The following is an 18,184-nucleotide window of genomic DNA, read 5'->3' as shown; positions in this document are numbered from 1 at the left end:
TGGGAAGGGCTGCCGTGCGCGGCGCACCGGGCGTGCGTGCGGCGACCGCGCCGACGCTCAGCAGGCTCCGCCGCCGGTGCCCGTCACCCACCGGTAGACCAGCTCCGGCCGCCCCACCTGCCCGTACAGCGGGCGGCGGGCCGCGCGCCCGGTCTGCACCAGGTGCTCCAGATAGCGGCGGGCGGTGATCCGGGAGATGCCCACCGCCTCCGCGAGCTGGGCCGAGGTCAGGGCGTCCGCGGCCGTGCGCAGCGCCCCCGTCACGCGCTCGAGTGTGGGCGCGCTCAGCCCCTTGGGCAGCGCGGGCGGGCTCGGGGCCCGCAGCACCGCCAGCGCCCGGTCCACGTCCTCCTGTCCGCCGGCCTCGCCGACCGCCGCGTGGAACTGGGCGTAGCGCAGCAGACGGTCCCGCAGGGTGGCGAACGTGAACGGCTTCAGCACGTACTGCACCACCCCCAGCGACACGCCCTCCCGCACCACCGCCAGATCCCGCGCCGAGGTCACCGCGATCACGTCGGCGAGGTGACCGGCCGCCCGCAGGGTGCGGGCCAGCTGCAGTCCGTGCACGTCCGGCAGGTGCAGGTCGAGCAGGAGCAGGTCCACCGGGGTGCGCTCCAGCGCCCGCCGGGCCTCGGCGCCGGTGCGGGCCTTGCCGACCGCGACGAAGCCCGGCACCCGTTCCACGTACATCACATGCGCGTCCGCGGCGACCGGGTCGTCCTCGACGACCAGCACACGGATGGGCTCCGGCTCCGCCGTCATGCCTCGCCTCCGGCCGCCAGGGACGGTGCGTCGTCGTCCGCGCGCCGCCGGGGTCCGTCCCCCAGCGGCAGCCGTGCCTCGAAGACCGCGCCGCGCCCCTCGGCCTCCCGCACCGTCAGCGTCCCGCCGTGCCGGTGCACCGCCTGCCGTGCCAGGGCCAGGCCCAGCCCGCGGCCGCCCGGTCCCGTCGGCTTGGTCGTGAAGCCCCGCTGGAACACCAGGTCCGCATGGGCGGGGTCCACGCCCGGGCCGGTGTCCGCCACCCGCAGCAGCAGCTCGTCGTCCGTCGTGCGCACCGTCACCTCCACCCGGGCCGGCACGCAGCCCTGGGCCGCGTCGACCGCGTTGTCCACCAGGTTGCCGAGGATGGTCACCAGGTCCCGGGACGGCAGGCTGCGGGGGAGCAGCCCGTCGTCCAGACCGCTGTCCTCGCCGATCACCAGTTCGACGCCCCGTTCGTTGGCCTGCGCGGTCTTGCCGAGCAGCAGCGCCGCCAGCACGGGCTCGCTCACCGCCGCGACCACCTGGTCGGTCAGCGCCTGCGCCAGCTCCAGCTCGGCTGTGGCGAACTCCACGGCCTCCCGCGACCGCCCCAGCTCGATCAGCGACACCACCGTGTGCAGCCGGTTCGCCGCCTCGTGCGCCTGGGAGCGCAGCGCCTGGGTGAAGCCGCGCTCGGAGTCCAGCTCGCTTATCAGCGCCTGCAGCTCGGTGACGTCCCGCAGCGTCACCACCGTGCCGCGGCGCTCCCCGCCCGAGACCGGTGAGGTGTTCACCACCAGCACCCGCGAGGCGGTCAGATGCACCTCGTCCACCCGCGGCTCGGAGGCCAGCAGCGCCCCCGTCAGCGGCGCCGGCAGCCCCAGCTCGGCCACCGACCGGCCCACCACGTCCGGTGCGGACCCGGGGCCGCCCAGCCCGAGCAGCTCCCGCCCGCCGTCGTTGATCAGCGCCACCCGGTGCTGCGCGTCCAGCATCAGCAGACCCTCGCGCACCGCGTGCAGCGCGGCCTCGTGGTAGTCGTACATGCGGCTCAGCTCGTCGGCGCCCATGCCGTGGGTGTGCCGGCGCAGCCGGGCGTTGATCACATAGGTGCCCAGCGCGCCGACCACCAGGATGCCGCCCGCCGCCACGAACAGCGCGGTGACCTGCTCCCTGACCCGCTCGCTGATGACCTCCACCGTGATGCCCGCGCTGACCAGGCCGATCACCCGGCCGTCGGTGTCCTGCACGGGCGTGACCGCGCGCACCGAGGGCCCGAGGGTGCCGGTGTAGGTCTCGGTGAAGGACCGGCCCTTCAGCGCGGGGCCGGTGGTGCCGAGGAACCGCTTGCCGATCTGGTCGGGGTCCGGGTGGGTCCAGCGGATGCCCTCCGGACTCATGATCGTGACGAAGTCGACCTGGGTGTCCCGCTGCACCGTCAGCGCGTACGGCTGCAGCCGGGCCGTGGGATCGGCGCTGTGGATCGCGGCCCGCACCGAGGGGGAGTCGGCGACGGAGCGGGCCACCGCGGTGGTCTGGCGGCGGGCCGCCTCCTGAGCCTGCCCGCGGTTGCTGACGTAGGTGAACAGTGCATATCCGGCCACGACGAGAGCGAGCAGCACGGCCTGCATCGCGAAGAGCTGGCCCGCCAGGCTGCGAGGTCTCGGAAGGGCGGGTATGCGCATGCCGCCAGTCTGCCTTTTCGTCGTGGCGTGAACTAAATGAACGGAAGGGTGACCGCCCTCACAGGGCGCGAGATAGTCACCAGGTCCCCGTAAACCCCCGGACGTGAGCCGCACGCCGGTGATGCCGACGACGTCGTCAAGGAGGGCCGCTCGTGAGCAGTGCAGCCGATACGGCACCTGCCGCACCCGCCGCAGGTCCCGGCCCCGCAGCCAAGCGGGACCGCACCCACTATCTGTACCTGGCCGTGATCGCCGCGGTGGTCCTCGCCGTGATCGTGGGGTTCGCCGCACCGGACTTCGCCAAGGAGCTCAAGCCGCTCGGCACCGGCTTCGTCAATCTGATCAAGATGATGATCTCGCCGATCATCTTCTGCACGATCGTGCTCGGCGTCGGATCGGTCCGCAAGGCCGCCAAGGTCGGCAAGGTGGGCGGGCTCGCCCTCGGCTACTTCATCGTCATGTCGTTCGTCGCCCTGGCCATCGGCCTGGTGATCGGCAACCTCGTCCACCCCGGCAGCGGCATGCACCTCACCGAGGCGGTCAGGGACGTCGGCCACGCCCAGGCGGACGCCGCCGCGGAGGGCCCGGTCGACTTCCTGCTGGGCATCATCCCGACCACGCTGGTCTCGGCGTTCACCGAGGGCGAGGTGCTGCAGACGCTGCTGGTCGCCCTGCTGGTCGGCTTCGCGCTGCAGGCCCTGGGCCGCAAGGGCGAACCCGTGCTGCGCGGCATCGAGCACATCCAGCGGCTGGTCTTCCGTGTGCTCGCCATGATCATGTGGGCCGCCCCGATCGGCGCCTTCGGCGCGATGGCCGCCGTCGTCGGCGAGACCGGTGTGGACGCCCTGAAGGCGCTGGCCACCATCATGATCGGCTTCTACGTCACCTGTGTGCTGTTCGTGATCGTGGTGCTCGGCGCGATGACGCGCCTGGTGGCCGGCGTCAACATCTTCCGCCTGCTGAAGTACCTGGGCCGCGAGTTCCTGCTGATCCTGTCGACGTCGTCGTCGGAGTCGGCGCTGCCCCGCCTGATCGCCAAGATGGAGCACCTGGGCATCAGCCGCCCGGTCGTCGGCATCACGGTGCCGACCGGCTACTCCTTCAACCTCGACGGCACCATGATCTACCTGACCATGGCCTCGCTGTTCATCGCCGACGCCATGGACCAGCCGCTGTCCATCGGCCAGCAGATCACCCTGCTGCTGTTCATGATGATCGCCTCCAAGGGCGCGGCCGGTGTCACCGGCGCCGGGCTCGCCACGCTCGCCGGTGCCCTGCAGTCCCACAAGCCCGCTCTCGTCGACGGCGTCGGCCTGATCGTGGGCATCGACCGCTTCATGAGCGAGGCCCGCGCCCTGACCAACTTCGCGGGCAACGCCGTCGCCTCCCTGCTGATCGGCACCTGGACCCACGAGGTGGACAAGGACCGGGTGCGGCGCGTGCTCACCGGTGAGCTGCCGTTCGACGAGCGGATGCTGCTGGACGACGATCACGAGGGCGGCTCCGAGGACCTCCCCGGGCAGCGCGGGGACGGCCACGGCCACAAGGAGCTGGCCACCGCCTGACCCCGGGCCGGCCGCGACGGCCGCCTTCTGCACGCCGGACGCCCGGCCCCCCGTCACCGACCGGGGGGCCGGGCGTCCGGCCGTCCGCACCGCACCGCCGCCGGCGACCGGGCCCTCGCAAGGGGCCGGCCGCCGGCGTGCCGTGTCGCGGGACGGTCGCCCCCTGTCCGGCGATCCGGCTATTCGGCTATCCGGCCCACCAGCGTCGCGGCCCGGGACGCCGGCACCCCCGCGCTCGTCAGGACGGTGGTCGCGGCCGCGCGGGCCGCCTCATCGGTCGGCACCAGGCCGTCGTTCACCGCCTCCATCAGCCCGAACAGGATCTGCTCCACCACATAGGCGAGTGCGGGCGCGGGCAGCGCGGACCGGAACCCGCCCTGGTCCAGCCCCCGCTGCAGCAGCTCCACGCTGCTGCTGCGCACCGGCGTGAGCCGCTCGCGGATGCCCTGCATGGTGACCGTGCGCTGGGCGAGCGCCACCAGCAGCCGGTAACGGTCGGCGATGGGCCAGACCGCCAGCACACAGCGCGCCAGCGCCTCCACCGGGTCCTGCACACCGGCACGCCCCACCGCGTGCGCGTCCGCGAGCGCCTGCACCGCGTCGTCGACGAGCGTGCCGATCAGCGTCTCGCGGTTGGGGAAGTGGCCGTACACCGTGCGCCGCACCACTCCCGCGGCCCGTGCGATCTGGTCCATGGACACGTCGGGGTCGCGCAGCAGCTCGGCGAGGGCGACGTCGAGGATGCGGCGCCGGTTCGCGTCGGCGCGACTGGTGGAGCCCGTGGTCATGGCTGCCATTCTGCCTTCCCAGGGATTTGCACAGCACTGTGCAACGTCGTACATTGCACATGGTTGTGCAGTTGCACGCCATTGTGCAAATCACTGTGCGGTGTTCGTCCCGCTTCCGAGGAAGGCGACCCGAGTCATGCGACTGGTCCTGACCGAACCCGCCGAGGAGATGGACCGCCCCTACGCCCGACGCTGGTGGGCGCTCCTCGTGCTCTGTCTCAGCCTGCTGATCATCGTGATGGCGAACACCGCCCTCACCGTGGCCGCGCCCGACATGACCCGCGACCTGGGCCTGTCCAGCGCCGACCTGCAGTGGGTCATCGACGCCTACACGGTCCCCTACGCGGCCCTGATGCTTCTGCTCGGCGCGATCGGCGACACCTACAGCCGCCGTGGCGCCCTCGTGCTCGGACTGGTCGTCTTCGGCGGCGGCGCCGTCTTCGGCTCCCTCGCGGACAGCGCGACCACCGTCATCGCGGCCCGCGCGGTGATGGGCGTCGGCGCCGCGCTGATCATGCCGGCCACGCTGTCCCTGCTCGCCGCCACCTTCCCGCGCGCCGAACGCGCCAAGGCGATCACCCTGTGGACGGCCACCGCCGGACTCGCCATCGCGGCCGGCCCCGTCGTCGCCGGCGCCCTGCTCAAGAGTCACGGATGGGCGTCGACCTTCCTGATCAACGTGCCCGTGGCCGTGGTCGCCCTGCTGGCCGCCTTCGTCCTCGTCCCGCCGTCCAAGGCCGGCCACGACAAGCCCATCGACTACATCGGCGGCCTGCTGTCCGTCGTGTGGATCGGCTCCCTCGTCTACATGATCATCGAGGGACCGCACTTCGGCTGGGACACCAAGGCGGTCACCGCCGCCGTCGTCGCGGCCGCCGGCCTGCTCGCCTTCGTCCTGTGGGAGCTGCGTCACCCGCACCCCATCCTGGACGTGCGCCGCTTCACCGCCCGCCGCTTCGCCGGCGCCAACCTGGCCGTCGCCCTGTTCTTCCTGGCCGTCTTCGGCGCCTTCTACTACCTCACCCAGCACCTGCAGTTCGTCCTCGGCTACGGCCCGCTGGACACCGGCGTGCGCATGCTCCCGCTGGCCGGCGCCGTCTTCGTCGGCGCGGCCCTCACCGGCTACCTCACCCCGCGCGTCGGCATGAAGTGGACGGTCACCGCGGGCATGGCCGGCGGCACCGCCGCACTGGCCCTGCTCACCCGGGTCGACGGCACCTCCGCCTACGGCGACCTCGTGCTCCCCCTGATCGTCCTGGGCCTCGCCATCGGACTCGCCCTGTCCCCCTGCACCGACGCGATCATGGGCTCCTTCCCGGAGTCCGACCTGGGCGTCGGCGGTGCCGTCAACGACACCTCCCTGGAACTCGGCGGCTCCCTCGGCATCGCCATCCTCGGCTCCCTGCTCTCCACGACGTACTCCGACCGGCTCGCCGACGCCGTCTCCGGCAGCGAGCTCCCCGCCAGCGCCCTGGCCACCGCCCAGGACTCCGTCGGCGCCGGATACGCCGTCGCCCAGGGCATCGGCGACAAGGCCCGCGAGCTCGCCGCCCAGGCCGCCCAGGCCACCGACCTCCAGCAGGCCGCCCAGCTCAAGGCCCAGGCCGGCCAACTCGCCCAGGGCGCCCGGCAGATGGCCGACGCCGTCGGCACCTCCTTCGCGGATGCGGTCGCCCACACCAGCCTGGTCGGCGCCATCGTCCTCGGCGTCGGCACCGTGGCCGTGGGGCTGCTGCTGCCGCTGGGTGCGGGGAAGAACGCGGCCCGGTCGGCCGAGGGAGCCCAGCCGGAGGGCGAGGTGAAGCCGGTGGGCGGTGAGACCGAGCGGGTCGCCCGGTCCGAGCGGACCGACGAGGTGACGGAGACGAAGAAGTCGAAGAAGTCGGAGGAGACCGCGGAGACGAAGAAGACGGATGCGGACGGGGCTGGGGGCGAGGAGGCCGCGGAGACGAAGGAGCCCGCGCGCGACGCGGCGAACTGACGCGCCTCTCCCTCACTCCGCGTCCCTTGCCCGGGCGCACCATCGTGCCGAGGCCGGACCCGGCCGGCTCGGCACGATGGTGCGCAGGTGTGTGCGTAGTTCGCTGGAGGCGCCCGGGGACGGCGATCGACTGCAACCGGCGGCACACGCTGGGAGGCCGGGCACCCCGTGCCCTCCTCGGCGACCTGCGCACGGTGCTGCGCAGGACAGGGGCGGACGCGTCCGTCCTGTGCCGCGCAGGCCACGAAGTCGGCCCACGCGGTGTGGGTGAGACCTGAGTCGGGACACCGCCGGCTCGGCTCCCGGGCACATGACGTCATGGCAGGTCCATCCCCGCCACCGGCTGCACAGGCAGCCAGGTGGGGCGGCCGTGACGGCTGGATCGGCCCGGGCATCCGCAGGTGCTTGAGGAGGGGAAGATGCCGGCGTAGTGAGACGCGCGGCCGCGCTCGGTGTCGATGACGCCGGTGTTCGTGCCCATGCCGGTCGCCATCGCCAGCGGGGAGCAGGTCTTACCGGAGCTGGCCGGGCCGGTCGGAGCGATGAGGGCGTTGGTCGCGGGCCTCACCGCGTCCTCGAACACGAGGTCGGGCCTCGAGGTGTGCTTGGTCGAGCCGCCGGCGTTGCCGACGGCCTGCTGGTCTGTCAGGTGTGCTTGTTCTTCCTTGGGACCGGCTTGTGCGGGGGCGCGGGACGGTGTCGGCTCCGGCCGGCGCGGTAGCGGCCTCGCGGGCGGTGTCCGCCCCTTCGACGCACGGTGAGGACAGAGAGGCAGTGGGGCAGGGGCGGCCGCCCAACGGGCCGGGCGGACAGGCTCACCGGGACAACAAAAAATCCCCGAGCTTTTGCACTCCGGGGACTTGCTTGCGTATATTCGGTGATTCGTGACTTCTGAGAAGTCAGCCCAAAAAACACCCTCTATGCGCACAGTATATCCGGGCGGGAGCGAAATTGTCAAACACCGCATGGCACGACGGTGAATTGCGGAAGGAACAGGAATTCATCGACGGCCTGTACGCGCGCGTCGACGCGTTGCGCGGCGCCACCGAGGCCTCCGTGGCGGACGCGCTGAAGCAGGGCGACAAGCCCATGCAGGCCCGGCTGGAGCGGGACATCCTGGTCGCGGAACGCTCGGCGATGCTGGCCGCGCTGAACGCCGTGGACGGCTCGCTCTGCTTCGGGCGGATCGACATGGCCGACGGCACCGGCCATCACATCGGCCGGATCGGGTTGCGCGCCGACGACGCCGAGCGCACGCCGATCCTGATCGACTGGCGGGCGGACGTCGCCCGGCCGTTCTACCTGGCCACCGGGCACACCCCGATGGGGCTGCGCCGTCGTCGGCACATCTCCACCGAGGGCCGCCGGGTCACCGCCCTGCACGACGAGATCCTCGACCTCGCGGACACCACCCGCACCGGTCACGAGGACCCGAGCGGTGACGCGGTGCTGCTGGCCGCGCTGAACTCCGCGCGCACCGGCCGGATGAGCGACATCGTGCGCACCATCCAGGCCGACCAGGACCGCATCATCCGGGCCCCGCACCGGGGTGTGCTGGTGGTCGAGGGCGGCCCCGGCACCGGCAAGACCGCCGTCGCCCTGCACCGGGCCGCCTACCTGCTGTACGAGCACCGGGAGCTGCTCGCCCGGCGCGCGGTGCTGATCGTCGGGCCGAACCCCGCCTTCCTCGGCTACATCGGCGAGGTGCTGCCCTCGCTCGGTGAGACCGGCGTGCTGCTGGCGACCGTCGGCGAGCTGTTCCCCGGCGTGAAGGCCACCGCCACCGACACCCCCGAGGCCGCCGCGGTCAAGGGGCGGGCCGAGATGGCCGACGTGCTCGCCGCCGTCGTCCGGGACCGGCAGGCGCTGCCCGACCCGGTGATCCCCGTCGAGCACGACCGCGAGGTGCTGATGCTCGACGACGACCTGGTCCGGGTGGCCCGCGACCGGGCCCGCGCCACGAAGGTGCCGCACAACCTGGCCCGCGAGCACTTCGAGGGCCACATCCTCAACACGCTCACCGATCTGTACGCCGAACGCGTCGGCACCGACCCCTACGACGGCACCAACCTGCTCGACGCCTCCGACATCACCCAGATTCGCGACGAGCTGGCCGAGAACCCGGAGGTGTGGGCGGCCATCGACCAGCTGTGGCCGCGGCTGACCCCGCAGCAGCTGGTCGCCGACTTCCTCGCCGAGCCGGAGGGATACCTCTCCGACGAGGACGCCGCCGCCGTCCGCCGGCCGGTGACCCGCGCCTGGACCGTCGCCGACGTCCCGCTGCTGGACGAGGCCGCCGAACTGCTCGGCGAGGACGACCGGATGGCCCGGGCCCGCGCCGAGCGGGAGCGCGCACAGCAGGTGGCGTACGCGCAGGGCGTGCTGGACGTGTCGTACGCGTCGCGGACCTTCGAGTTCGAGGACAAGGACGACGAGGACTCCGAGGTCCTCGCCGCGCACGACATCATCGACGCCGAGCGCTTCGCCGAACGGCACGAGGAGGCCGACCACCGCAGCGCCGCCGAGCGGGCCGCGGCCGACCGCACCTGGGCGTTCGGGCACATCATCGTCGACGAGGCGCAGGAGCTGTCGCCGATGGCGTGGCGGCTGCTGATGCGGCGCTGCCCGACCCGTTCGATGACCCTGGTCGGCGACCCGGCGCAGACCGCGGAGGAGGCCGGGGTCGGCTCCTGGGAGGACATCCTCGCCCCGTACGTCGAGGACCGCTGGGAGCACACCCGGCTGGGCGTCAACTACCGCACGCCCTCCGAGATCATGGAGGTGGCGGCCGCGGTGGTCCGTGCGGAGAACCCGGCGTTCGAGCCGCCCAGCTCGGTGCGCTCCACCGGGGTGCGGCCCTGGGCCCGCGCCGCCGACGACCTGCCCGGTGCCGTGCGGGAGGCGGTCGCGGAGCTGACCCCGGACGAGGGCCGGCTCGCGGTGATCGCCCCGCGCGAGCTGCACCCGGCGCTGGCCGCCCGGCTGGACGGGGTCACCGCCGGCGCCGAGCCCGACCTGACCCGCACGGTGGTCCTGCTGGATGCGCGCCAGGCCAAGGGCCTGGAGTTCGACTCCGTGGTCGTGGTCGAACCCGCCCGTTACGGCACCAGCGACCTGTACGTCGCCCTGACCCGGGCCACGCAGCGGCTGGGCATCGTGCACACCGGCGAGCTGCCGACGGCGCTGGCCGAGGCCCTGGCCTGAACCGGACGGCGGGACGGCGGACGGACGGGGTGCCGACGGCCTACGCCGGTCGCAGCCACACCGTGGCCAGCGGGGGCAGGGTGAGCCGGATGCTCGCGGGGCGGCCGTGCCGCCCCTGCGGCTCCGGCTCCACCGGTCCGGGGTGCACCAGGTCGCTGCCGCCGTAGCGGGCCGCGTCGGTGTTCAGGACCTCCGTCCAGGCGGGCACGTCGTCCGGGACACCGATGCGGTAGCCGGGGCGGGGCACGGCGGAGAAGTTCGACACCGCCAGCAGCGGCGCGCCCCGGCCGTCGCGGCGCAGGAACGCCAGCACGTTGTCGTCCGCGGCGTCCTCGACGACCCACTGGAAACCGTCGGGGTGCGCGTCCCGCTCCCACAGGGCGGGCGTCGCCCGGTACACCGTGTTCGCATCGCGCACCAGGTCCAGCACACCCCGGTGGTCGGCGGCCGCGCCGTACGACGGGTCCAGCAGCCACCAGTCCGGGCCGCGGGTCTCCGACCACTCGGAGCCCTGTGCGAACTCCTGGCCCATGAACAGCAGCTGCTTGCCCGGATGGGCCCACATGAACCCCAGGTAGGCCCGCAGGTTGGCACGCTGCTGCCACCAGTCGCCGGGCATCTTCGACACCAGCGAGCCCTTGCCGTGCACCACCTCGTCGTGCGAGATCGGCAGCAGATAGTTTTCGCTGTAGGCGTACACCATCGAGAAGGTCATGTCGCCGTGGTGGTGCCGACGGTGGACCGGGTCGTGGCGCATGTACCGCAGCGAGTCGTGCATCCAGCCCATGTTCCACTTCAGCCCGAAGCCGAGGCCGCCGAAGCCGCTCGGGCCGCGGTGATGGGTCGCGCGGGTCACCCCGTCCCAGGCCGTGGACTCCTCGGCGATGGTCACCACACCCGGCACCCTGCGGTACACGGTCGCGTTCATCTCCTGCAGGAACGCCACCGCGTCCAGGTTCTCCCGGCCACCGCGCGGGTTCGGCGTCCACTGTCCCGGCTCGCGGGAGTAGTCCAGGTAGAGCATGGAGGCCACCGCGTCCACGCGCAGCCCGTCGATGTGGAACTCCTCGCACCAGTACACGGCGTTGGCGACCAGGAAGTTGCGCACCTCGCGGCGGCCGAAGTCGAACTCCAGGGTGCCCCAGTCGGGATGCGCGGCCCGCACCGGATCGGAGTGCTCGTACAGCGGACGCCCGTCGAACTCCGCCAGCGCCCAGTCGTCGCGCGGGAAATGCGCCGGCACCCAGTCCATGATCACGCCGATGCCGGCCCGGTGCAGGGAGTCCACCAGGTGTTTGAAGTCGTCGGGCGTGCCCAGGCGCGCGGTGGGTGCGTAGTAGGAGGTGACCTGGTAGCCCCAGGAACCGCCGAAGGGATGCTCGGCGACCGGCATCAGCTCCACATGCGTGAAACCGAGATCCTTCACGTAGGCGGGCAGCTGCTCGGCCAGCTCGCGGTAGGACAGGCCGGGCCGCCAGGACGGCAGGTGCACCTCGTACACCGACATCGGTGCCTCGTGCGCGGGCCGCTCGGCGCGCCGGGCCAGCCACTCGGCGTCGCCCCACACATGGTGCGAGGTGTGCACGACGGACGCCGTGGCCGGCGGGACCTCGGTGCGGCGGGCCATCGGGTCCGCGCGCAGCGTGCGCGAGCCGTCCGGCCGGGTGATCTCGAACTTGTACAGCTCGCCCTCGCCGATCCCCGGCACGAACAGCTCCCACACCCCGCTCGCGCCCAGCGACCGCATCGGATACGCGGTGCCGTCCCACAGGCAGAAGTCGCCGGCCACCCGCACACCCCGTGCATCGGGCGCCCACACCGAGAACCGGGTGCCGCTCACCCCCTGGTGGGTCATCGGGTGCGCCCCCAGCACCCGCCACAGCTCCTCGTGCCGCCCCTCGCCGATCAGGTGCAGGTCCAGCTCGCCGAGCGTGGGCGGGAAACGGTAGGGGTCCTCGACGTCCAGCACGGTGCCCTCGTAGACCACCTGCAGCCGGTAGGCGGGGACCGGGTCGGCCCGGTCGAGCGGCAGCAGCGCCGAGAAGAAACCGCCTCCGTCGTGGCGCAGCTCCACCCGCATCCCCTCGGCGTGCACGGTCACCCCGAGGGCGTACGGCCGGAACACCCGCAGCGCGATCCCGCCCGGCACCCGATGCGCGCCGAGCACGGCGTGCGGGTCGTGGTGCGTGCCGTCGAGCAGGCGCTCACGGTCCTCGAACGGGACGGGGACGGCGGCGGGGGTGACGGCGGAGGAAGCCGCACAGGCCGCGGCGGGCATGGCGGAGGGAGGAGCAGGGGTCCGGGCCGCGGCGTGCGTCGCCGTCACGGTCTTCTTCGTCGCCGTCTTCGTCGCCGTCTTCTTCGCGTTCTTCTTCGCGGTGGTCGCGGTGGACTTCTTCGCCACCGCTCTCGCCGTGGACCTGTTCGCCGTCGTCTTCCCGGACCCCGCGCGCCGCGCGGCCGCCGCCTGCTCGGCCGGGGCCTGCCCGGCCGTGACTTTCTGGGCGGCCGTCCGCGCTCCGGTGGCCTTGCGCGCGGCCGCGGGCTGATCGAGGCCCGGTGCCCCGGCCGTGGCGTGCGGTTCCGGGCCGGTGGTCGCGGGACGGTCGGTCACGGTGGCGCCTCCTCGGCACGAGGGTCGGGACGGTCAGGGCGGCAGGACGGTCAGGACAATCGCTCGGGGTGGTCAGGACGGACGGTGAGGGCGGGCGGATCGCGCGGCACGGACCGTCGAAACAGACGGTCGAAACGGATGGTCGAAACGGACGGTCTGGACGGTTCGGGCGGGACACGGCGGGTCGACGAGGCGGGCGACCGCACGCCTCATACGGGGCCCGAGCCGGCCAGGCGGCGGATCGCCGACAGCGGTACCCGGAGCCGGTCGGGCCGGTACCGGGCCTCGTAGACCACTTCATATACCGCTTTGTCGGTCTCGCAGGCGTGCAGCAGGACCGGTTCGGTACGCGGATCGTGCCCGCCGGCCTCCGCGTACCCGGTGCAGTACGCCGCCCGGCAGGCCTCCGCCCACTCGAGGGCGGGCGGGCCGTCGGCCGTGTGTGCCGCGTAGTCGAAGGAGCGCAGCATCCCGGCGACGTCCCGCGCCGCGGGCTGCGGCATCCGCCGCTCGGCCAGCGGTCTGGCCGGCTCGCCCTCGAAGTCGGTCAGCGACCAGTCCCCGGCGGGCGCGCGCAGGAACTGGCCCAGGTGCAGGTCGCCGTGGATGCGCTGCGCGGTGACGGTGTACCCCTCGACGGCCAGGGCGGCGAGCGCCTCGTAGACCGAGTGCAGCGCGGGCGCGTACGCCCCGAGCACGGGCACGGCCTGGACGGCCGCCTCCAGGCGGGCGGTCATGCCCTCCACCATCGACCGGAGCTGGAGATGGCCGAGGGTGACGGTGGGCAGAGCGCGGGCGAGCGCGGTGTGCACCTCGGCCGTGGCGCGGCCCAGGGCCCGGGCCTCGGCGGTGAAGTCCTCGCCCTCGGCCGGCCCGCGCAGGGCCAGCTCCCAGCCGTCCACGGCGCCCCGCAGATACGGCCGGAGCACCGCGAGGACATACGGTCCCTCGGTGCCCCGCTCGGCGGCCTCGGCGGTCACCCAGGCGGTGGGGGCCGGCACCCGCGGGCAGCCCTCGCGGGCCAGGGCCAGCGGCAGTTCCAGATCGGGGTTGACGCCGGGCACCACGCGGCGCAGCAGCTTGAGGATGAACGTGTCTCCGTAGACGACGGAGGAGTTCGACTGTTCGCCGGTCAGCAGGCGCGGCACCAGGTGGGGGACGATGTCGGTGCGGCGTTCGAACCGCAGGGCGCCGATGCGGGCCCCGGAGCGCAGGGCCTCCAGGATCGTCTCGGCGGGCCGGGGGTCGTACAGGGCCTCGTAGGTGGTGCGTCCGGTGAGCGGGCCGGTGTGGACGTGGCCGATCAGCGCGGGCGCCAGCCGGGGCGGCAGCGCCTGGCGCACACCGATGAGCAGCTGGTAGCAGTCGCCGGGGTGCGGGATCGTTTTTTCACGGCCGGCACCCACGAACCGCGCCGGCGGTTGATGGGCCCGTACCAGCAGGTGGTACAGGCCCGGCGTGGCGTCCAGCGGGAGCAGCTCGGTGGCCGCGACCAGCGAGAATCCGGTGACCGGGCGGCCCTTGCCGGCGAACCAGCGCTGCCGGGGCAGCCACTCGCGCAGCAGCGGATCCAGCGACGTCAGCAGGGCCGGGCCGACGGCGGTGACGGAACGGGTGACGGCGTGCGACAAGGCGTCCGACATGGCGTCGCGTCCAATCACTGGTCGGGTGTGGCTCACGCGTGCCCACGGGCGGGGCGGCGGAAACCGGCACCCCGCCCGCGCGGCTCACACGGCGGGGTCCGGGGCGTCCTTGCGCAGCCGGAACCAGTAGAAGCCGTGCCCGGCCAGGGTCAGCAGGTACGGCAGCTTCCCGATGGCGGGGAAGCGGACCCCGCCGATCAGCTCGACCGGGTGGCGGCCGGCGTAGGCGCTCAGGTCCAGCTCGGTGGGCTGGGCGAAGCGGGAGAAGTTGTTCACGCACAGGACGAGGTCGTCCTTGTACTCCCGCAGGTACGCGATCACGGCCGGGTTGGAGGAGGGGAGTTCGGTGAAGGAGCCGAGGCCGAAGGCGGGGTTCTGTTTGCGGATCTCGATCATGCGGCGGGTCCAGTGCAGCAGCGAGGAGGGGGAGGACATCGCTGCTTCGACGTTGGTGACCTGGTAGCCGTAGACCGGGTCCATGATCACGGGGAGGTAGAGGCGGCCGGGGTCGCAGGAGGAGAAGCCGGCGTTGCGGTCGGGGGTCCACTGCATGGGGGTGCGTACGGCGTCGCGGTCGCCGAGCCAGATGTTGTCGCCCATGCCGATCTCGTCGCCGTAGTAGAGGATCGGGGATCCGGGCAGGGAGAGCAGCAGGGCGGTGAAGAGTTCGATCTGGTTGCGGTCGTTGTCGAGGAGGGGGGCGAGGCGGCGGCGGATGCCGATGTTGGCGCGCATGCGGGGGTCCTTGGCGTATTCGGCCCACATGTAGTCGCGCTCTTCGTCGGTGACCATCTCCAGGGTGAGTTCGTCGTGGTTGCGCAGGAAGATGCCCCACTGGCAGCCGGAGGGGATGGCGGGGGTCTTGGCGAGGATCTCGGAGACGGGGTAGCGGGACTCGCGGCGGACGGCCATGAAGATGCGGGGCATGACGGGGAAGTGGAAGGCCATGTGGCATTCGTCGCCGCCCTTGTCGTAGTCGCCGAAGTAGTCGACCACGTCCTCGGGCCACTGGTTGGCCTCCGCCAGCAGCACCTTGTCGGGGTACTGGGCGTCGATCTCCTTGCGCACCCGCTTCAGGAAGGCGTGGGTGGCGGGCAGGTTCTCGCAGGTGGTGCCCTCCTGCTGGTAGAGGTAGGGCACGGCGTCCAGGCGGAAGCCGTCGATGCCGAGGTCCAGCCAGAACCGCAGGGCGGCCAGGATCTCCTCCTGGACGGCCGGGTTCTCGTAGTTGAGATCCGGCTGGTGCGAGAAGAAGCGGTGCCAGTAGTACTGCTTGCGTACCGGGTCGTACGTCCAGTTGGAGACCTCGGTGTCCACGAAGATGATGCGGGCGTCCTGGAACTGTTTGTCGTCGTCGGCCCACACGTAGTAGTCGCCGTACGGTCCGTCGGGGTTCCTGCGGGACTCCTGGAACCACGGGTGCTGGTCGCTGGTGTGGTTCATGACGAAGTCGATGATGACGCGCATGCCCCGCTGGTGGGCGGCGTCGACGAACTCCACGAAGTCGGCGAGGTCACCGAACTCGGGCAGCACCGAGGTGTAGTCCGACACGTCGTAACCGCCGTCGCGCAGCGGGGACTTGAAGAAGGGCGGCAGCCACAGGCAGTCCACGCCCAGCCATTGCAGATAGTCGAGTTTGGCGGTCAGGCCCTTCAGGTCGCCGATGCCGTCGCCGTTGCTGTCCTGGAAGGAGCGGACCAGCACCTCGTAGAAGACGGCACGTTTGAACCACTCCGGGTCCCGGTCCTTGGCGGGGGTGTCCTCGAAGGTGTCCGGAACGGGCTCATTGACGATCATGTTGTGGGTGACCCTCCGATCTGCGGTGTGGACGGTCGCAGAACCGTGAACACGTGCGCGGGCCGCCGGCCCGGTTCCAGTCGCACATAGTTGGCCCTGCCCCAGTGATAGGTCTCGCCGGTGAGCTCGTCGCGCACCGGCACCGACTCGTGCCAGTCCAGGCCGAGTTGCGGCATGTCCAACGAGACCGTGGCCTCCTGGGTGTGGTGGGGGTCGAGGTTGGCGACCACCAGAACCGTGTTCGAACCGCGTCTCTTCGAGTAGGCGATGACGGCGTCGTTGTCGGCGTGGTGGAAGTGCAGGTTCCGCAGGTGGTGCAGGGCGGGGTGCCGGCGGCGGATGGCGTTGAGTTTGGTGATCAGGGGGGCGATGGTGCGGCCCTCGCGGGCGGCGGCGTCCCAGTCGCGGGGTTTGAGCTGGTACTTCTCCGAGTCGAGGTATTCCTCGCTGCCCTCGTGCAGGGGGGTGTTCTCGCACAGTTCGTAGCCGCTGTAGATGCCCCAGGCGGGGGAGAGGGTGGCGGCGAGGACGGCGCGGACCTCGAAGGCGGGGCGGCCGCCGTGCTGGAGGTAGGCGTGGAGGATGTCGGGGGTGTTGACGAAGAGGTTGGGGCGCATGTAGGCGGCGGCCTCGCCGGTGAGTTCGGTGAGGTACTCGGTCAGCTCCTGCTTGGTGTTGCGCCAGGTGAAGTAGGTGTAGGACTGCTGGAAGCCGATCTGGGCGAGGGTGTGCATCATGGCGGGCCGGGTGAAGGCCTCGGCCAGGAAGATCACGTCGGGGTCGGTGGTGTTGATCTCGCCCAGGACGCGTTCCCAGAACACGACGGGTTTGGTGTGCGGGTTGTCGACGCGGAAGATCCGCACGCCGTGGGCCATCCAGTGGCGCAGGATGCGGACGGTCTCGGCGACCAGGCCGTCCATGTCGGTGTCGAAGGCGAGGGGGTAGATGTCCTGGTACTTCTTCGGCGGGTTCTCGGCGTGGGCGATGGAGCCGTCGGGGCGGTGGCGGAACCACTCGGGGTGTTTGTGGACCCAGGGGTGGTCGGGGGAGCACTGCAGGGCGAGGTCGAGGGCGATCTCCAGGCCGAGGGCGCGGGCCTGGGACACGAAGGCGTCGAAGTCGTCCAGGGTGCCCAGTTGTGGGTGGATCGCGTCGTGGCCGCCTTCGGGAGAGCCGATGGCCCAGGGCACGCCGACGTCGTCGGGGCCGGCGGTGAGGGTGTTGTTCTTCCCTTTGCGGTGGGTGGTGCCGATGGGGTGGACGGGGGGCAGGTAGACGACGTCGAAGCCCATGTCGGCGATGGGTTTCAGGCGGCGGGCGGCGGTGCGGAAGGTGCCGTGGGGCCGGTCGGGGGTGCCCTCGGAGCGGGGGAAGAACTCGTACCAGGCGCCGTACAGGGCGCGTTCGCGTTCCACCAGCAGCGGCAGCGGCTCGGAGGCGGTGACCAGCTCCCGCAGTGGATACCGGGCCAGGACCGCGTCCACCTCCGGCGTCAGCGCCGCCGCCAGACGGGACGCCGGGAGCCGGCCGGTGTCGCGCAGCCCCGCCACCGCTTCCAGCAGCACCGCGCGCCCCTCTTCCTCGGGCACCCCGGCCGCCGCGCGCTCGTGGAGCCGGGCCCCCTCCTCCAGCACCACCTCCGTGTCCTGACCCGCCGGAATCTTGACGCGGGCGGCGTGCCGCCAGGTGGTGACCGGGTCGCTCCAGGCCTCCACGTGGTAGGTCCACCGGCCCGGTCGGTCGGGGGTGACGGTGGCGCCCCAGCGGTCGGTGCCGGGGGTCAGCTCCCGCATCGGTGTCCACGGGCCGGGCCGGCCCTCCGGGTCGGTGAGCACCACGTTCGCGGCGACCGCGGCGTGCCCCTCCCCGAACACGGTGGCGGTGACCTGGAACGACTCCCCGGTCACCGCCTTCGCGGGACGGCGCCCGTGCTGCACGACGGGCCGTACGTCGAGCACCGGGATCCGGCCGACGGACGTGGCCCGGTGCGGGCAGGCCCCCGGTGCGGGGGCGGGCGAGGCCGGCGTGCCGGGGTGCGGCCGGTCGGGCGGGACGGTACCGGGGGCCGGGGAGGCTGCCGAGTGGTGCGTGGCGGGCATGACCGCTCCTGTCCGCGTCGACGTGAGATGGGCGGCTGTGGGGAGGGAGTGGGTCCTGCGGGTG

General features: G+C 72.3%; 10 protein-coding genes. 3 read left to right on the top strand and 7 right to left on the bottom strand.

Features of this window, described 5'->3' with window-relative positions; genetic code table 11:
- Positions 1-57 precede the first annotated feature (57 nt).
- Positions 58-762 carry a response regulator gene (locus OG899_RS07455; protein WP_168132291.1) on the bottom strand — a complete coding sequence of 235 codons (705 nt, stop codon included), beginning with the start codon at positions 760-762 and terminating at the stop codon, positions 58-60.
- Complete coding sequence (locus OG899_RS07450) at positions 759-2,429, bottom strand: sensor histidine kinase (protein WP_168132292.1); 1,671 nt, start codon at positions 2,427-2,429, stop codon at positions 759-761. Before OG899_RS07450 ends, OG899_RS07455 begins: the two co-directional genes overlap by 4 nt.
- A 152-nt stretch (positions 2,430-2,581) precedes the next feature.
- Here OG899_RS07450 and OG899_RS07445 point away from each other — a divergent pair, with 152 nt between their 5' ends.
- Positions 2,582-3,994: a cation:dicarboxylate symporter family transporter gene (locus tag OG899_RS07445; RefSeq protein WP_125497096.1), complete on the top strand. Its 1,413-nt coding sequence runs from the start codon at positions 2,582-2,584 to the stop codon at positions 3,992-3,994.
- A 179-nt stretch (positions 3,995-4,173) separates the two neighbouring features.
- On the opposite strand, the gene OG899_RS07440 is transcribed toward OG899_RS07445, so the two are convergent.
- Positions 4,174-4,791 carry a TetR/AcrR family transcriptional regulator gene (locus OG899_RS07440; RefSeq protein ID WP_168132293.1) on the bottom strand — a complete coding sequence of 206 codons (618 nt, stop codon included), beginning with the start codon at positions 4,789-4,791 and terminating at the stop codon, positions 4,174-4,176.
- 127 nt (positions 4,792-4,918) lie between these two features.
- Here OG899_RS07440 and OG899_RS07435 point away from each other — a divergent pair, with 127 nt between their 5' ends.
- Positions 4,919-6,763 carry an MFS transporter gene (locus OG899_RS07435; protein ID WP_406310946.1) on the top strand — a complete coding sequence of 615 codons (1,845 nt, stop codon included), beginning with the start codon at positions 4,919-4,921 and terminating at the stop codon, positions 6,761-6,763.
- Positions 6,764-7,744: 981 nt separating this feature from the next.
- Positions 7,745-9,967 (top strand): AAA family ATPase, encoded by a 2,223-nt coding sequence (locus tag OG899_RS07430; protein ID WP_168132295.1) that lies wholly within the window; start codon positions 7,745-7,747, stop codon positions 9,965-9,967.
- A gap of 40 nt (positions 9,968-10,007) precedes the next feature.
- On the opposite strand, the gene glgB is transcribed toward OG899_RS07430, so the two are convergent.
- The 4 genes from glgB to OG899_RS07410 form a co-directional block, all read right to left on the bottom strand.
- Positions 10,008-12,581: a 1,4-alpha-glucan branching enzyme gene (glgB, locus tag OG899_RS07425; protein ID WP_189428474.1), complete on the bottom strand. Its 2,574-nt coding sequence runs from the start codon at positions 12,579-12,581 to the stop codon at positions 10,008-10,010.
- Between the two features lie 209 nt (positions 12,582-12,790).
- Positions 12,791-14,212, bottom strand: coding sequence for a maltokinase N-terminal cap-like domain-containing protein (locus OG899_RS07420; RefSeq protein WP_125497108.1), 1,422 nt, complete (start codon positions 14,210-14,212; stop codon positions 12,791-12,793).
- Between the two features lie 96 nt (positions 14,213-14,308).
- Positions 14,309-16,021, bottom strand: coding sequence for a maltose alpha-D-glucosyltransferase (treS, locus tag OG899_RS07415; protein WP_406310945.1), 1,713 nt, complete (start codon positions 16,019-16,021; stop codon positions 14,309-14,311).
- Positions 16,018-18,120, bottom strand: coding sequence for an alpha-1,4-glucan--maltose-1-phosphate maltosyltransferase (locus tag OG899_RS07410; RefSeq protein ID WP_406310944.1), 2,103 nt, complete (start codon positions 18,118-18,120; stop codon positions 16,018-16,020). The genes treS and OG899_RS07410 overlap by 4 nt, the downstream gene beginning before the upstream one ends.
- Positions 18,121-18,184 lie beyond the last annotated feature (64 nt).

Origin of the sequence: Streptomyces thermoviolaceus (genome assembly GCF_045209695.1) — a bacterium.
Lineage (GTDB): Bacteria > Actinomycetota > Actinomycetes > Streptomycetales > Streptomycetaceae > Streptomyces > Streptomyces thermoviolaceus.
This window is presented reverse-complemented; position numbering and strand designations above follow the sequence as displayed.